This is a genomic window from Iocasia fonsfrigidae (assembly GCF_017751145.1).
GTDB classification, from domain to species: domain Bacteria; phylum Bacillota; class Halanaerobiia; order Halanaerobiales; family DTU029; genus Iocasia; species Iocasia fonsfrigidae.
In genome coordinates this window covers 2,126,863-2,144,629 of record NZ_CP046640.1, presented here as the reverse complement: position 1 = coordinate 2,144,629, position 17,767 = coordinate 2,126,863, and the positions used below count along the sequence as shown (strand labels likewise).

General features: G+C 32.1%; 15 protein-coding genes. 14 read left to right on the top strand and 1 reads right to left on the bottom strand.

Translation table 11 applies throughout. The features are described 5' to 3' along the window. Window positions 1-48: 48 nt before the first annotated feature. From GM661_RS10230 to GM661_RS10205, 6 genes are read left to right on the top strand one after another with little or no spacing between them, the layout of a single operon-like run. Window positions 49-702, top strand: a complete 654-nt coding sequence (locus GM661_RS10230) for a MotA/TolQ/ExbB proton channel family protein (RefSeq protein ID WP_230866775.1) — start codon at window positions 49-51, stop codon at window positions 700-702. Next, window positions 683-1,084 carry an ExbD/TolR family protein gene (locus GM661_RS10225; protein ID WP_230866774.1) on the top strand — a complete coding sequence of 134 codons (402 nt, stop codon included), beginning with the start codon at window positions 683-685 and terminating at the stop codon, window positions 1,082-1,084. The genes GM661_RS10230 and GM661_RS10225 overlap by 20 nt, the downstream gene beginning before the upstream one ends. Window positions 1,085-1,091: 7 nt before the next feature. Beyond that, window positions 1,092-1,934 (top strand): TonB family protein, encoded by an 843-nt coding sequence (locus GM661_RS10220; protein WP_230866773.1) that lies wholly within the window; start codon window positions 1,092-1,094, stop codon window positions 1,932-1,934. Between the two features lie 44 nt (window positions 1,935-1,978). Next, window positions 1,979-3,967 (top strand): cohesin domain-containing protein, encoded by a 1,989-nt coding sequence (locus GM661_RS10215; protein ID WP_230866772.1) that lies wholly within the window; start codon window positions 1,979-1,981, stop codon window positions 3,965-3,967. Window positions 3,968-3,984: 17 nt separating this feature from the next. Then, the gene (locus tag GM661_RS10210) at window positions 3,985-4,806 is read left to right on the top strand and encodes an S-layer homology domain-containing protein (protein ID WP_230866771.1); all 822 of its coding nucleotides are present in this window, start codon (window positions 3,985-3,987) and stop codon (window positions 4,804-4,806) included. A 13-nt stretch (window positions 4,807-4,819) separates the two neighbouring features. After that, entirely contained in the window at window positions 4,820-5,416 is a 597-nt protein-coding gene (locus tag GM661_RS10205; protein ID WP_230866770.1) for a cell wall hydrolase, read from the top strand. Window positions 5,417-5,472: 56 nt separating this feature from the next. On the opposite strand, the gene gyrA is transcribed toward GM661_RS10205, so the two are convergent. Then, window positions 5,473-7,863 carry a DNA gyrase subunit A gene (gene gyrA, locus GM661_RS10200; protein WP_230866769.1) on the bottom strand — a complete coding sequence of 797 codons (2,391 nt, stop codon included), beginning with the start codon at window positions 7,861-7,863 and terminating at the stop codon, window positions 5,473-5,475. A gap of 156 nt (window positions 7,864-8,019) precedes the next feature. Here gyrA and gyrB point away from each other — a divergent pair, with 156 nt between their 5' ends. From gyrB to GM661_RS10160, 8 genes are all read left to right on the top strand, one after another. Further along, window positions 8,020-9,933, top strand: coding sequence for a DNA topoisomerase (ATP-hydrolyzing) subunit B (gene gyrB / locus GM661_RS10195; protein WP_230866768.1), 1,914 nt, complete (start codon window positions 8,020-8,022; stop codon window positions 9,931-9,933). Window positions 9,934-10,403: 470 nt separating this feature from the next. Then, complete coding sequence (locus GM661_RS10190) at window positions 10,404-11,291, top strand: PHP domain-containing protein (protein ID WP_230866767.1); 888 nt, start codon at window positions 10,404-10,406, stop codon at window positions 11,289-11,291. A gap of 135 nt (window positions 11,292-11,426) precedes the next feature. Then, complete coding sequence (locus tag GM661_RS10185; protein WP_230866766.1) at window positions 11,427-11,651, top strand: hypothetical protein; 225 nt, start codon at window positions 11,427-11,429, stop codon at window positions 11,649-11,651. A 498-nt stretch (window positions 11,652-12,149) separates the two neighbouring features. After that, complete coding sequence (locus GM661_RS10180) at window positions 12,150-13,070, top strand: ABC transporter ATP-binding protein (protein WP_230866765.1); 921 nt, start codon at window positions 12,150-12,152, stop codon at window positions 13,068-13,070. Then, window positions 13,063-13,797, top strand: coding sequence for an ABC transporter permease (locus GM661_RS10175; RefSeq protein ID WP_230866764.1), 735 nt, complete (start codon window positions 13,063-13,065; stop codon window positions 13,795-13,797). The genes GM661_RS10180 and GM661_RS10175 overlap by 8 nt, the downstream gene beginning before the upstream one ends. A gap of 119 nt (window positions 13,798-13,916) precedes the next feature. Beyond that, a complete protein-coding gene (rocF, locus tag GM661_RS10170) occupies window positions 13,917-14,807 on the top strand; it encodes an arginase (RefSeq protein WP_230866763.1) in 891 nt (296 codons plus the stop codon). A 141-nt stretch (window positions 14,808-14,948) separates the two neighbouring features. Beyond that, on the top strand, window positions 14,949-15,455 hold the full coding sequence (locus tag GM661_RS10165; protein ID WP_230866762.1) for a peptide deformylase: 507 nt from the start codon (window positions 14,949-14,951) through the stop codon (window positions 15,453-15,455). Between the two features lie 256 nt (window positions 15,456-15,711). After that, entirely contained in the window at window positions 15,712-17,763 is a 2,052-nt protein-coding gene (locus GM661_RS10160) for a hypothetical protein (RefSeq protein WP_230866761.1), read from the top strand. The last annotated feature ends 4 nt before the right edge of the window (window positions 17,764-17,767 follow it).

Sequence of the window (17,767 nt, the reverse complement as noted above, 5' to 3'; positions counted from 1 at the left end):
TCTCTTAGATGTAGAATTTATAATTATAGGACAAGTATAAAAGGAGTGGTGGAATTGAATTTAGGTAAAATATATAGTTTTCTGGCATTAGGTGGGCCGATGACAATACCATTAATGATTGCCTCTATTTTTAGTTTTGCTGTAATTTTACAGAAATTAATATTTTTCATGCGTTATCGTGATAGTAGTTTTCGTTTAATAAAAAAAATAGAACTACTAGTTGAGCAGAACGATATTTTAACAGCCCTTAATGAGTTAAAAGGAGAAAAAGGACCTAATGCAAAGCTTCTTGCCACAGCTTTATCTCATCATAGTGAAGACCCTGCACGGATTAGAGAGGTTTTACAGGCTGTGGGGGAAGATGAGATCAAAAAAATGGAAAAACATTTACCTATTCTTGATGTAGTGTCAATGATCTCTCCTTTATTAGGACTGCTGGGTACAGTACTGGGAATAATCAATAGTTTTAATATACTTGGAACTGCAGCTGGTGCTGCTAATCCTGCTCAAATTAGTGGAGGTATTGCGGCTGCTTTAATTAGTACTGCTATCGGACTTATAATTGCTATACCATCAGCAATATTTTATTCTTATTTTACAAATACAGTAGCAACAAAAGCCCATGAAATGAATCTAAGTATGGTAGATATTATGGATGTAATTGGTAATCGAGGTGAAATTGATGTTCAAGACTACTCTTAAAAAGAAATCATCGATTAATATTATACCAATGATTGATGTAATCTTTTTTTTGCTGGTCTTTTTTATGCTTTTTACAACCTTTAGAACAACTCCTACAGGTATAGACCTTCAATTACCTAAAGCTGTTACTGTTTCTGAACAGGATAGTGATAATTTAATAATTGATATAAGTGAAAATGGTGATTTATATTATGAAAATAAAAAAATCTCCATTAATAGAATAAGAGAGATTGCCGCCACATATTACCAAAATAATAATAATACTATTGCTATTATAAATGCAGATGAACAGGTATTATACAAAGATATTATTGCTGTGATGGATAATTTGCGTCAATCAGGGATCTATAAACTGGCACTGGCTGCTGAAAAAAAGGAGTAATTAAGCTATGCGTTATCAAAAGGATCCGGACCGTTTAATAGTATATCTAATTTTATCAATTGTATTTCACCTTCTTTTATTAATTGTTTTTCCCTACGGGAATTTAGGTGTTATGGGAAATGATGGACAAAAGAGGGAATTTAGTTTTGTTCAGCGTATTGAATACAGGACACCTTCAACTATTACTGATGATAGGAGTACAGTTGAAGAAAGTAGGACAAATATTAAACAAGCTGAACCTGAACCAGAGCCTGAACCTGAACCAGAACCTGAACCAGAGCCTGAACCAGAACCTGAACCAGAGCCTGAACCAGAACCAGAACCTGAACCTGAACCTGAACCTGAACCAGAGCCAGAACCTGAACCAGAGCCAGAACCTGAGCCAGAAGTCTTAAGTAGTGAAAATAGTGATATGGAGGTTGAGGTTGATGGCAATAAAGGGGAGGGGGCATCTGGGACAAATGAGCAAGTTAATGGTAGTAGTCAGTCTGGAAATGTTGAAGGAAATCATGTTGAAGAACCACCACCACCTCCACCACCTACTGCCGGGGATCTGGTAATTGGTGCTCCAACACCAGCTTATCCTAAGGATTTAGTTAGTAAAGCCTTGACAGGTACTGTTATTTATAAGGTCAAGGTTAATACCTCTGGAGAAATTACAGAAATGGAACTTATTAAATCCTCTGGTATAGAACAAATGGACCGGATTGCAGGTTTAACTGTGGAACGGGGATGGAGTTTTAAAGATTATCAACAAGCATATACTATTGAAATTATAATAAATTACAATATGGATGAAAACAATAATTCCCATGTTAGTGTAGAATTGCAAAATCTTGAGTTTGAATAGCTAAAATATCTATATTATAAATTAAGATGAACTGAGGTGAGAATGTGAGAAAAGGGGTTTGTTTAACATTATCAATTTTAATATTATTATTTATCACTACTATTACAGCAATTGGACAAGGAGATAACTTTGATGAAATAGACCAATACAATAATCTCCGGCTTGGTAATGATTATATTGTTATTGTAGTAAATATGGATGAAAATGGGATGGGCCGTTTTGCTATAGAAACTACCGGTGGTGCTCCTTTCCGTAATAATGATAATAATAAACCCCTTATTTACGGAAGACCTAAACCATGGACATCATATACCAGTATCTGGTTGAATAATGAAAAGTATGTATTTGGAGGGGAATCAGGACGCCGAGCTGGAAAATCAGGTAAATATGGTGAACTAATTAAAAAACCTTACTTATTAGATGATGGTATTCATACCGAAATAATGATTAAAGACAGTATTAAGGTTGAACAAATTCTAAGCATTGTAAAGAGTTCAACTACTGGTTTATATGATGCTGTTCAGATTAAATACAGAGTTGAGAATCTAGGTAATGGTAATGAAAAAGTTGGTTTGAGAATAATGCTTGATACAATGTTAGGTCAAAATGATGGTGCTCCATTCCGCATTGGTAAGGATGCAGTAGTAAGTGATAGGCTTTATTATAAAAAACAATTGCCAGAGTTCTGGCAGGCCTTTGATAGTATAAGTAATCCAACAGTTACTTCACAGGGTACTTTTACTGGTCCTGGTGTTACCTCCCCTGATAAGGTTTATCTGGCTGACTGGGGTAGTTTAGCTGATGGGGTATGGGATTTTGATTTTAACCCAGGTGAAGAGTTTTTACGTAAGGGTGAGTTTGAGATTGATAGTGCTATAGCTATGTACTGGGTACCAGAGATGATAAAACCAGGTGAGACAAAGACCTATATCACAAGATATGGTTTAGGGGGTATTACGATTGTACCTGGTCTTATTTCTTTAGGTGTAACTTCACCAGCAGAAGTAACATTTGATAGACCTGATAAAACATTCCCAATCATAGCCTATATTGAAAACACTTCAGAGATTACAGCTAAAAATGTAAGAGTTAATTTAGATATCACTGATAGTCTGAATGTTGATGATAAAGAGAAAAAGATTGGTGATATGGAGGCAGGGGAGATAGTACAGCTTATCTGGTATGTTGCTGATAACGATGATCAATCATTACCTCCAGAAACTCAGTATACAGTTAAAGTTGAGGCAGATAATACGGATTCTAATCAGGTTAAGAGGGAGATTATTTTTGTTGGCCCACCACAGCTTAAAACTAGCCTTAATTTAATTGATAAATTGAGTGTAGATAATGGACGCCTTGTTCCTAATCCGTTTGATATTCAGGCTGTTTTTAAAAATGTAGGGGGTTCTACCCTTTATGATCTTTCTACTGAACTATTTCTGCCGCCAGGGTTACTGTTGGCCACTAAAGAGAGGGCTAGAAAATATCCTGGTAATTTGGAAGCAGGGCAAGAAATCAAGGTAAATTGGAAGATTAAAGCCCTGGAAGTTGATGGCAAACTCCCTGTAGCAATAGATAATAGAGGATTACATGGTTATCAAAAAATTGACAGGTTTGATGACTTAGATATTCCTGTGTTAGACCCTTATTTTTATCTCAATCTAAATGAATATGAAGAGATAGAAGAGGGGGATTATATAAGTATTGATATTGTTGGCGAAAACATCCAGGGGCTTGATTTACTTGATTCAATTATTAATTATGACCCTGAGTATTTGAAGTTAGTTCATGTTTCACGTGGTAATATTTTCTTGAAAGATAATAAACTTTTACCTTTTGATAAACCTGATACCAGCAAAAAAGGTATTATCCATCTTAGTGAAATAATCCCAACTGAGATAGATAGAGGGACATTAGCGACTTTACATTTCAAGGTTTTAAAGAAAAGTAATCATCAAATAAGCTGGGGTGATTCCACTTTTATTATTGACAATGAAGAATCTGAGGTTATTACCAGGGATCTTAATTTCTAAATTTGGAGGAGAGAATAATGAAGAGAATTATAGTTTTAATGATGGTTTTTATACTGTTTATTCCGTTTTTTGTCAGGGCTGATGGTTTTAAGGATGTGTCTGCTGACCACTGGGCATATCAAAGTGTCAAAAAACTTGTTGATGCAGGATTATTGTCATTACATGAAGATGGAACCTTTAGAGGACAGGACAAGGTTTCACGTTATCAATTAGCGGAGATTCTGGCCCGAATGCTGGAAGGACTAAATTCTGCTGGAACAAAGGTTAATAAAGAAGATATGAATTTAATTAGAAAATTATCTGTTGAATTTCAGGATGAATTAGTAGACCTTGCTGTACGTGGGGACGCTTTTCAAGAACAGATTGAAAAATTACAAAAGAAAAATATAATTCAGGATGAATTTATGACAGAGATAAAGGATGTTGATATAGCTGGTTTAAATAATAGTGTTAAAAAAGTAGATGTTCGTGTAAGTAATCTAGAAAATGATGTTTCAAAAATTATTGATAACATTATTAAGATAAAAACACTGGAAGAGGAGTTACAGGACCTACGTACAAAAATGGCCGAGCTAGAAGGGGATATGAATGAAAGATTGAGCCGTCTAGAAGATATGAAATTACAGTCAACTAATGATACAATACAGCAATTGAAAGATAATATATCAGTTAATCAGGCCCGGATAAATTCACTACAAAGGGAAGTTAACAGCCTAAAAGGTGAAATCACTGATAAAAATAGTGAAATAAAAGAACTGGAAAGTAAGAAAAACAATTCGGATAAAACAATCTATGCTATCGGTGGAATTGCTTTATTATTGTTATTAGTTGCTAACTAATGGAGGTAAGGATATGTTTCAGAAATATTTAAGACAGATAAGTATTTTAACTTTAATCTTACTTATGTTTTATGCTATTATTCCCGTAATACCTCCTATAACTACTTATCAAACAGTAAAAGCCTCTATTGAAAATAATGATGTTTATCGTGGGATGGGGATTGCTTTATTATTAATTATTCTATCTAAAATTGCTCAATCAAGTGATTCAGGGAAGGGTAGTGTCAGGATAGATATAGATAATCCTGACTATGATAGTAATGAGATAGACATGTTGGCTAAGGTTATTTATGCTGAGGCAAGAGGAGAGGTTTATGAAGGGCAGGTTGCCGTTGGAGCGGTTGTTATAAACAGGGTAAAAAACCCTGGTTTTCCAGATACTATAACAGATGTGGTATATCAACCCGGGCAATTTACGTCAGTAACAGATGGACAGATTAATCTTAGACCTAATGATACGGCATACCGGGCAGCTAGAGATGCTATAAATGGGAAAGACCCTTCAAGGGGTGCTCTCTTTTTCTATAACCCGAAAACAGCTGAGACATTATGGTGGTTATCTACCAGGGAAAAAACTGTAGTTATTGGTAATCATGTATTTGCTAAATAAAATAAACGAATATAATAAAGGACTATTGCCTAGAGATGCAATAGTCCTTTTTGAAATTATTCAGGATTATTTTCATTATAAACAGGTAATATATATGCCCCAGTAATTTCTTCATTTTCATTAAGGTCAATTAACTGAAACATGTTACCATCACGCTGTGTTTCGGTTATATCTTTAACAGTTACTGGAAATAATCTTTCATCACTGCTAACGATTAAAATATATTTATCTTGGGGGACACTTAAAACAGCAGACATCTGATGAATTTTAGAACCACAGGTTTTAAGACCTTTTCCATTACGTTTTTGAACTTTATATTCTTTAATTGCTGTTCTTTTGGCTTTCCCACTTGTTGAAATAGCTATAATAAAGTCATTATCATTGAGTAGATTGGAACTAACAATGCTATCGTTTTTTTCAAGTTTGATACCAATTTTACCCATGGTATTTCTGCCTGTATCATTTACAGATTTTTCATTAAATCTAATGGTTTGGCCGGCTTTTGTAGCCAGCATTATTTCCTGATTCCCATCACTTATAAAGACATCAACAACTTCATCTTTTTTCTTAAGATTAATGGCTTTTATTGAATTATAGTTTGTAAAATATTCTTTGGCGGCTGTCTTTTTAACCATTCCATTTTTGGTAGTAATTGTAATGTACTGCTGTTTGATTTCTTCATTTAGACAAATAATATTAACAATCTTTTCTTTTAGAGGGATTTTTAAATATTTCTTAATGCTTTCTCCTGTAGATAGACCGTGGTGTTCTTCAATGTTATGGATAGGAATAGTATAGACATCACCAGTATTAGTAAAGAATAGAAGGGGATCCAGGCTGCTGCCTTTTAATACTGTAGTAATATAATCTTTTTTACTGGTTCTGGCATATTCTTTAGAATTTGTTCGTTTTATGTTCTGACGGTAGGAAAAAGTTATAATAGCATCTTTATCTTTAATAAGGTCTTCTTCAGAAATCTGGGCTTTCTTTTCATCGGCTATTATTTCTGTCCTTCTTTTATCACTAAATCTATTTTTTGTTTCATTTAATTCGTCCTTCAATAAATCATCCAGCTTATCTTGATTATTCAGTATGGCTTGATATGTTTTTATATCAACAGCTAAATCTTTGGCTTCAGCCAGTAATTTCTCTGTTTCCATACCTACCAGGCGCTGAAGCTGCATTTCCAGGATAGCAGTTGCCTGTTCTTGGCTTATCTTCAGCTTATTAATTAGATTTTTCCTTGCTTCACTGGTTGATTGAGAGTTTCTAATGATAGATATTACGAGATCCATTTTGTCAATAGCCTTAATAAGCCCTTCTAAAATATGGTGTCTCATAGTTGCTTTTTCAAGTTTGTGTTTGGTTCTTCTGGTAATAACTTTGCGTCGAAAGTCAATAAAATGTTGTAAGATTGTCCTTAGATTCATTGTAAGTGGTTTCTGGCCAACCAGTGCTAACATATTGATGCGATAAGAGGTCTGCATTGAGGAATATTTATATAGCCTATTTAAAATTAGTTCAGTATCTGTATTAGCCTTTAATTCAATAACAACTCTGATGCCTTCCTGGTCAGTTTCATCTCGGAGGTCAGAGATACCATCAATTTTACCACTATTGACAAGATCAGCAATTTCTTCAATTAAACGAGATTTATTTAATTGGTAGGGTATTTCAGTAATAATTATATTTGTTTTTTTACCTTTTTTCTCTATTTTAGTTTTAGCTCTCAGGATAATTTTACCTTTGCCGGTTTTATAAGCATCAATAATGCCATTATTGCCCATAATCTGGGCCCCTGTAGGAAAATCTGGTCCAGGTAAGTACTTCATCAGTGTTTCTAATCTGGCATTAGGGTGTTTTAAGAGGTGGAGTAAGGCATCGATTGTTTCATTGATGTTATGTGGCGGTATATCTGTACTCATGCCAACAGCAATACCACTGGCACCATTAACCAGTAGATTAGGGATTCTAGAGGGTAAAATAACAGGTTCCTGTAGTGAACCATCAAAATTATCAGTAAAATCAACAGTATTAAGATTGATATCAGAGAGGATACTTTCGGCCAACTCAGTTAATCTAACTTCAGTATAGCGCATGGCTGCGGCACTATCACCATCTATTGACCCAAAATTACCGTGACCATCTATTAATTGATACCTCTGATTAAAATGCTGTGCCATTCTAACCATAGCAGCATATACTGCTGCATCACCATGAGGATGATATTTACCAAGTACTTCACCAACTACCCTGGCAGATTTCTTGTGGGGTTTGTTATAAAAAAGGCTTATTTCACGGGCAGCATAAAGTATGCGCCTATGAACAGGTTTTAACCCATCTCTGACATCCGGGAGGGCCCTGGAGGCAATAACACTTAAAGAATAGTTTAGGTAAGACTCCCGCATTTTATCTTCAATAGCTATGGGGGTAATCTTTTCTGTCATATAAATTACTCCTTTCAAAATATAACACTATGTATTATAATTATTTACAATATCTATTATTCCATATATTATGGACTACGTCAAACAAAACCATTTAAATGGTGGTAAAATATTATCTCTTTTGTTATAATAGATTGAAGAAGGAAGGTGTAAGACATGTCATTGTTTGAGGAACAGGTATATGATGCAAAACAAATCCAAATACTTGAGGGATTAGAAGCAGTAAGAAAGAGACCTGGAATGTATATAGGAAGTACAGGTATTAAAGGATTACATCACCTTGTCTGGGAAGTGGTAGATAATAGTATTGATGAATTTCTGGCTGGTCATGGTAATCAGATTACAATAACTGTTAATGAAGATAATAGTGTGACTGTACAGGATAATGGACGTGGGATTCCTGCTGATATTCATCCAGATACAGGATTGCCAGCTGCTCAGATTGTTTTGACGACATTACATGCTGGAGGTAAATTTGATAGTAATAGTTATAAAGTATCTGGTGGTCTACATGGTGTAGGTGTCTCAGTAGTAAATGCCTTATCAGAGTGGTTAGAATTGACTACCTGTTGGAATGGCAATAAATATATCCAGCGTTATGAAAGAGGACTACCGGTTACTGAATTAACTAAAGAGGGCAGTGTTAATTATAGTGGAACAACTATCACTTTTATGCCTGATTCAGAAATATTTGAACTTGTTGAATTTAAGTTCGAAACATTGGCACATCGTTTTCAGGAATCAGCTTTTTTAAATAAAGAATTAACCCTGATTTTAAAAGATAATAGAGAGGAAGAACCTAAAGAGGAAAAATATCAGTATGATGGTGGGATCAGGGCTTTTGTAGAATATTTAAATAAAAATCGGAATGTGATAAATAAACAGGTTATCTATCAGGAAGAAAAGATAGATGATTATTATATTGAAATGGGAATACAGTATAATGATGGATATTCAGAAAGGATTTTTTCCTATGCTAATAATATACATACTATTGATGGTGGTTATCATGTAACCGGGTTTAAAACAGCACTGACAAAGGCTATAAATAATTTTGCCAGAAATAATAAACTCATCAAGCAAAAAGATTCAACACTAAATGGTAATGATGTTCGTGAAGGTATTACGGCTATTATTAATGTTAAATTACCAGATCCACAGTTTGAAGGTCAAACGAAAACCAAGCTTGGTAATAGTGAATTAAGGAGCATTGTTGAGAGTTCTGTGTATGAATATCTAAGCCTATATCTTGATTCTAATCCAGAGGTAGGGAAAACAATTGTTGATAAAGCCCTGCAGGCAGTAAGGGCCCGTAAAGCCTCTAAAAAAGCCAGAGAACTAACCAGAAGAAAAAATGCCTTAAACAGTAATTCCCTCCCTGGGAAACTGGCTGATTGTGCCAGTAGAAAACCAGAAGAAAGTGAGATATTTATTGTTGAGGGGGATTCTGCCGGAGGTTCAGCTAAACAGGGACGTAACAGGCATTTTCAGGCCATTTTACCTCTAAAAGGTAAAATATTAAATGTTGAAAGGGCAAGATTGGATAAAATTCTTAATAATAATGAGATTGTAACAATTATTACTGCTCTAGGTACTGGTGTTGGAGAAGAGTTTAATATAAGTAAACTAAGGTATCATAAGATTATTATTATGACAGATGCAGATGTAGATGGTGCTCATATTGCTACTTTAATCTTAACATTGTTTTATCGCTATATGCCTGAACTGGTTGAGAACAGTCATGTATACCTGGCCCAACCCCCTTTGTATAAAGTATCCTGGAGGAGTGATGAACAATATCTATATTCTGATCAGGAATTAGTCAACTTCAAACAGGAAAATCCAGAGAAAAAAATTTCCATTCAACGGTATAAAGGTCTTGGTGAAATGAATCCTAAGCAGTTATATGAGACAACCATGGACCCAGAAAAGAGGAAGTTACAGCTAATTGAAATTGATGACGAAATTGAAGCAGATGAGGTATTTACTCATTTAATGGGCTCAAATGCTAGCCTCCGCCGGGAGTTTATTATAGAAAATGCTGAAATGGTTGAAGAACTGGATCTTTAATTGTGTTGGGAATCAGAAAGTTTGCGACTGAGTATAAATAAATACAACTGAATAAATTAATGAAATGCTATGGAGACATTGAATTGTCTCTTTTTTTTTGAAATAACATAAATTAGAAAAAACTGCTATTAGGGCAGGATTATTTTATAGTTTTATAGAATATATGAGTAGATAAAAAAAGCTAAAAACTAAATGTGTTTATATATAGAAACATTACCGAAATACGGGAACATTATAAATTTATTGTATTAGTGAACTTATTTCGGTAATATTATCATAGAGTTTATATTTGCGTATTTTGTGAAAAAATTGTTATCTAAAATAGCTACAGCTTGTTCTGGGTATAAAACACCATTTTTGTATTAATAATAACCCAAATTATTAAAGGATGAATCCTATATTAGGGGGTTGAACCAAGGTTAAAGTCGGAGATGACGTTAGATTTTAAAAATAAGATACGGAGGTTAAAGATGAGTTATATAGATTTGCATATTCATTCAGCCTACAGTAATGATGGGGAATTTGAACCTAAAGTATTAGTTGATCAATGCTTAGAAAGAAAAATAAAGTATTTTTCTATTGCAGACCACAATTGTGTAAAAGCCATACATGAAGCAAAATTGTATTGTAAAGATAAAGATATTGAAATAATTCCAGCAGTAGAATTGGATTGTATTATTGATACCGTTAACCTGCATGTGATAGGCTATGGGATAGACTATCAAAGCTCAATATTTAATGAAATTGAAAAAAATATTATACTACAAGAACAAACTGCTTCCCAGAAACGTATAAAATTGATTCGGGAATTAGGGATAGATTTTTCAGATGAAATAATTGCAGACTTGTCTAAGAACGGTATAGTTACTGGTGAAATGATTGCTGAAGCTGCTATGCAATTTGATAAGGAACATACTAACCCACTACTCAAGTCTTATTATGAACATGGTTCTAGAAGTGATAACCCTTATGTTAATTTTTATTGGGATTATTGTGCCCAGGGTAAACCAGCCTATGCTGAAGTAAAATTTATAAAATTACAAGAAGCAATTAAAGTTATAGAAGAAAATGGAGGCATACCTGTTTTAGCACATCCTGGAAACAACATTAAAGAAAATGGTGCTTTACTAGAAGCTATTATTAGCTGTGGTATTAAAGGGATAGAAGTTTATAGTAGTTACCATAGTAAAAAACAAATGTTATTTTATAAAGAATTTGCACTAAGGCATAAATTGCTCTTAACTTGTGGTAGTGATTTTCACGGGAAAACAAAACCTAGTATATCAATAGGGTATTTAAACTGTGAGAATAATGGAGAAGACATTATACTAGCACTAAAAGGGGCACTAAACCGATAATTTCTTGAGTGTAGGGGACGTATCATGAAATTATTAAATATACTATTTACAGTAATATTAGTAACTTTTCTAGGGGCTTGATATAACTAGAATAAGTGATTCATTTAATTTTGGGAAAAAATAAAAGGTGATATAATGACAGATATTAATAATATAGCAGAAAAAGTTTTAAGTAATACAAATAGTTCTGTAGTAAAATATAAAATTATGACTGAAATAATTGATACAGATAAAAAAGATACAGAAATAAAGAAATTAAGAAAAGAGTTAAATGAAAGTAAAAAAGTTTGGTTTAAACTCTATAAATTGTATTATTCTTCTCATAAACAACCTCCTAGTATAATTATTATACTAAGCTGATAGTTATTGAGATAATTTATTTTATTAAAAGTGAATTTATGTGGATCATGTTATAGCCTTTTAAAAATCTTATTTACTAAAACTAAATGTAGAAAAAATACTCTAAATTAAGAATATATAATATATGAAGTTGTAAAGCCCCGCTTACTCGCCCCCTAAGCCTCATGAACTTCTTAAATCTCTGGTACATTATCTACAATACCATCCTAGATAAATGATATAGTGTATGTGTAGTGCTATGGAATTAAAAGGGCATTTTTACATTTGTTCAGTATAGATTATTTAATCTAGGTATGATATATTCTAGTCAAGAGCATCGAGGTAAGATTGGTTTGGAGAGTATTCCTGGGGAAAAAACGGTTTTTAAATTATATTTTCTGGGAATCTGACAAATCTAGGTAATTTAAATTTCTTCTTAAGAAAATCTTAAGGAATTATTAAGTACAATGTAAAATTTATTATTATATAATGGAGACAGTAAAAGAGGAGGTATCAAATATGGATAGAATAATTGAAACTATAAACCTTTCCAAACATTATGGTCTCCAGAAAGCGGTAGATAGGATTAATATAACAGTAGGACCTGGAGAAATATATGGCTTTTTAGGACGTAATGGGGCTGGGAAAACAACGACCATTAGGATGTTGTTAGGTTTAATCAGACCAAGTGAAGGAGAAATCAAAATATTTGGGGAAGATTTTTCAGCAAATAAAAGAGAAATCTTAAAAAGGATTGGGTCTACCATTGAATTTTCAGGATTTTATAATAATCTTTCGGCAGTGGATAATCTTAAGATAAATGCTACCTTGATAGGTATCAAGAAAAAAGATGCTATCAAAGAAGTATTAAATATAGTTGGGCTTTATAAAGAAAGAAATAAAGCAGTAGGAAATTATTCCCTGGGAATGAAACAGAGGCTGGGAATAGCCAGGGCGATACTGCATGATCCTGAACTTTTAATTCTAGATGAGCCAACAAATGGTTTAGACCCGGTAGGAATAAAGGAGATAAGGAAATTTATCAAGACCTTGGCTGAGAAAAAGAGAATTACTATTTTTATGTCCAGCCATATCTTAAGTGAGGTTGAACAGTTAGCTGATACTATCGGGGTAATTCATCAAGGACGTCTGGTGGAAGAGATTAATTTTGAAGAATTAAGAAAGAAGAATAGGAGATATATTGAACTGAAGGTATCTGATGATGCCCGGACTACGCTGCTGTTGGAAAATGAATTTGGTATAGAAGATTATGAGGTTTATCCAGAAGAGACTATTAGAATATATACAGACCATGATAAGGTAGCCAGGATTAATAAAGTCTTAGTTAATGAAGATATTGAAGTAAGCAAAATTAAACTTAGTGAAGATAATCTGGAAGATTATTTTGTTAAATTAACAGGGGGTGAGGTAATTGAATAGTTTAGTATATACTGAAATATTAAAGATGAAAAAGTCCAGGATGTTTTTGCTCAGTCTGCTGGGAGGGATTGTATCTCCGTTATTGACCTTTTTTATGCTACTTGCCCGCCACCAGCAAAACCCGGCACGAACTCTTACTATAGAGAGTTTTTTAGATCAGACACATATATTTGTCGCTTTTTTAGTTGGTACAATGCTTTTTGCTTTAATCACCACCTATTTGTTTAACAGGGAATTTGAGGAAGACACCCTTAAAAATCTATTAACGATTCCAGTTGGACGGACACAGTTAGTTTTGAGTAAATTATTTATTCTAATAGTCTGGATTGAAATAATAATGATTTATTCCTTTTTTATGGTTATTTTATTAGGATTTATAGGGGGATTTGAGGGTTTTCAGACCAATATATTACTGTTATTCTTTAAAAAATATATCTTCACCGGTTTTTTACTCTATTTATTAACACCAGTCATAACGCTGATCACTATTTTATTTAGAACTTATATACCATCAATTGCCTTCAGTATATTTGCTACTCTAGCTACTTTGATTATAGCGAACTCAAAATATATAGCCTTATATCCCTGGGGTATCCCTGGTTCAATGACAATGAATAATCAGCAGTCAGAATACCCAATTCTAATAAGTTGGCTAATTATTATTGGAGTCTTCATTATATCTTTAACTGCTACTCTTATTTATTTCAATAAAACAGATATAGACTAGTTGGGTAAGCTAAAAGTAGATAGGTTACCCTGTGTGTTTAGGATAATTGTTGGGAATACATTAAAAGATATAAGTAAAAAGCATAAAGAATTAGTGAAAAACATTGTTGGAGGTATCAGATGAATAATGATATATCAGTTTTAGGAATCAAAGTAGATTTAGGTATTTATAAGCGAGGAGCAAATAATGGTCCAGATGCTATAAGAAAAGCAGGTCTAATCAGAGGACTTGAATGTAAAGGATATAATGTGTATGATGAAGGAGATTGGGATTCAGATGTAGAATTAGTTGATTACTTAAATGATTTTAATAATGTTTCTTTAGACATTAGGATTGTTACTAAAGAATTTGAACGATTAGCAAACAAAGTAAAAAACTTTTGTACTACTGATAAATTTCCTTTAATTATTGGTGGTGATCATAGTATATCTATAGCAACTATTGCAGGGATATCTTTAAATTATAATAATTTGGGAATTATTTGGTTTGATGCCCATGCAGACCTTAATACACCAGATACCTCTCTTAGCGGGAATATATATGGAATGCCTTTAGCTGTAAACCTTGGGTATGGTTATCCTAGATTTTTGGAAGTAGGATATTCAGGTCCTAAAGTTAAACATAAAAATATAGTCCTTGTTGGTACTAGAGAATTAGACCCGGGAGAAATAAAGTTTATAGATAATCATGACATAAAAGTTTTTTCGATGAAAGAAATTAACCGAAAGGGTATAGAGAATGTAATGATAGATGTATTAGATTATTTAGGAAAAAAATGCGATGGGATTCATTTAAGTTTTGATATGGATGTATTAGATCCTAATTATGTTCCTGGTGTTCGTACTCCTTGTTCAGATGGTGTATCATTATCTGATGGAATTATTGCTATGAAAACAATACGCGAATCAAAATTATTAAGCTCAGCGGAATTTGTTGAGGTGAATCCTAAGTTGGATGTTAACCAACAAACTGCGAGAAATGTGGTAAAGTTAGTTGAAAATTTATTTTAAAAATGTTGTCTATAAAGTTGTGGTGGCCTATACTTATAAAAGTATTAAATTATATATTATACTAACAGAGTATGGCAAGATGGTAAAAAGAAGTAAGCGCTATAATATAGTTTTAGAAAAGACCAGCTAGGGAGGTATTAAATGATGGCTAAAAAAGAAGTATTAATGATTGGCAATCCAAAGTTAAGAGAAAAATCGTCAAATATGACTGATTTTACTGGAGAATTACTAGAAGTTGTTCAAGATTTGAAGGATACATTGTCTTTTCTTCAAGATGAAAAGAATATAGGTAGAGCACTGGCAGCTCCACAAATAGGTCATATGAAAAAGGTGGTTTACTATAAATCAAATGATGAAGAGATGGTTATGGTTAACCCAGAAATCATCTGGAAAAGTGAAGAAATGTTTGATGTTTGGGATAGTTGTTTTAGTTTTGATGTTGCTTTCTTTGTTAATATTGCCAGACATAAGAGTATAGGAGTTAAATATCAAAATGAAACGGGGAAAGAACTTATCAAACAATTTAATGATGATTTGTCAGAATTATTTCAACATGAAATCGACCATCTTTCTGGCAAGTTGGCTACTGACTATTTAGTTGATAATAAGATTATAATGAGAAATGAATGGGAAAGGAGATATAAATAAAAAAAAAGAAATTAATTTATGGTTAAATATAAAAGATGAATTTATTGCAGCGATAGTCAGATGTTATAATATCAGCTTTAGATTAAGTAAATATGTAAGCCCAACCTTAAAAAGGTGGGCTAATTTTTTATATTATAACCTTTGACCTATGTATCAAAGAAGGAGAAAAGAAATATATGGATAATTATAAAATATAAGGCAAGCGGCATATGAGGTCAATGAAGAGTATATCAAATTTTGCTAAGGGGGTTTTAATATGATGACTCAAGATGATATTTTAATTAACAGGTTATCACATTTTGTACCCAATAGTGATGATGATACAGAACAAACTAAGCAAGACCTGGTTTTAAGTGGACTTTATCATACTGAGAAATCAAGTGTTACTGTCTTGGAATTAAAAGAACAAATTTGTAATAGCTTAGGTGTACAATTAAGTAAAAACGAATTAGTTCAAATTTTAAATAGTTTAGTAGATATTAATTATGTATTAAAATCAAAAAATAAATTTATGCTTATACCAGAAAAATATGATGAAATAAAAGAAAAAATAGATTTAGAGCATAAAAACGAAGATAAAGTATTAAATATATGGTTGTATAATGAAATACGTCCACATTACATTTTTCTCTCTAATAGTGACCTGAAAATAATAAAGAAAGATATCGTATTATTTTTAAAAACTCTATTTATTAGGCATGGTCTTGAAAGTTTATCTTTAATAATGAATAATATTAATAATTTATTCCAAAACAGTCTGGATATGAAAAGCGTAATTGATTCATTACCTAATAGGAATAAAGAAATTAAATTGATTGAGTATAATGAATTTCCTGGTTTTTTTTCTAGAGCAGATAAAGAACGGGCTGCTTATTTAATACAATTTTTGGATAAGGCCTTTAAATTTTTAACAGTGGTCTGTGACCCGAAAATAATGGATAATTTTAAAGAAAAAGTGAAAGGCAAAAAGATATATTTGGATTCAAGTGTAGTTTATAGATTAGAAAATCTACAAGGTGAAGATAGGCATAAAATAACAAAAGAAGTAGTAGAAATGTGCCATAGTTTTGATATAGACTTAAGAGTCAGTATGAAGACTTTAGAGGAATTAAAAGAAAGATTATCTTATGATGCAAAATTGTTAAAAAAATACCCGGTAAAAATTGAATTAGCTAAAATTGGCTACAGTAATATTACTCAGGAAAATTATGTTACGACATATTGGAGAGAAAATAGTATAAAAGGAACCTCTCTTAAAGATTTTATTAATCATTATAAACATATAGATGATTTATTAAAAAAAGATGGTATTAATGTAGAAAAAAAACATCCTGATTTGCCCAATGATTTTAATAAAAAAATCAATGAATATATCTTAATTTTTAGAAAAATAGATCCAGAAGGAAAGATAAAAATGGATTATTCTGTTGAACATGACGCCTATAATCTAGCAGTGATAGATTATTACAGAGATGATGAATGCAGTAATATTATGAACACAAACGCATGGTTTCTTACAACTGATCATTTTATTATAAATTTACAAAAAACTGAATTGAAAAACAAAGTGCCTCTAGCAATCCTGCCTTCACAATTAATTCAAATATTAAGATTTGTTACCCCTGTAAATAATTTATATAATGAGGCATTTATAAATCTTTTTTCTAATTCCCTTAAATCTTCACGAAATTCAATATCTACCAAAACTGCTCAGGAAATATTATCAAGAATCGGAAAATATAAAGGTTCACCTTCATTAGCAAAAAAAATACTATTAGATAGTTATTTTGTCCATCAATTTGAAAAATGCAAATCTGATGGTGAAAAAGAAGAAATGATCTATGACAATTTAATTAGTAAAGCAGAAGAAATGAAGATTCAACTAGAAAAGGCAAATAAAAAAATTAATATTTTTGAAAATACTAAAGAAGAATTGACTTTCAGTTTAAGAAAAGAAGTGGAAAAAAACAGAAAGTTAATAGAAAATATTATCAATCATGAAAATCAAATTAGAATTTCAAAAGAAGAGATAGCGGCTAATAATAGAATAATAGATATTCAGAACCAGCTTATTTCTTTTATGTGTATATTTGTATTATGTGTAGCTATTATATATATTTTAATAAAGTATTTTGGATGGACGTGGACTAATTTTTCACCAATAATTGAGAATATACTTAAAGCTATATTATATATACTATTACCTTCAAGTATAGGTTTTTTATTAAAACCGTTTGTTAAAAAAAATATTATTGATAAATTAATTTATGCTATCTTACAAAAAAATAATCTAAATAATGATGACTAATAAA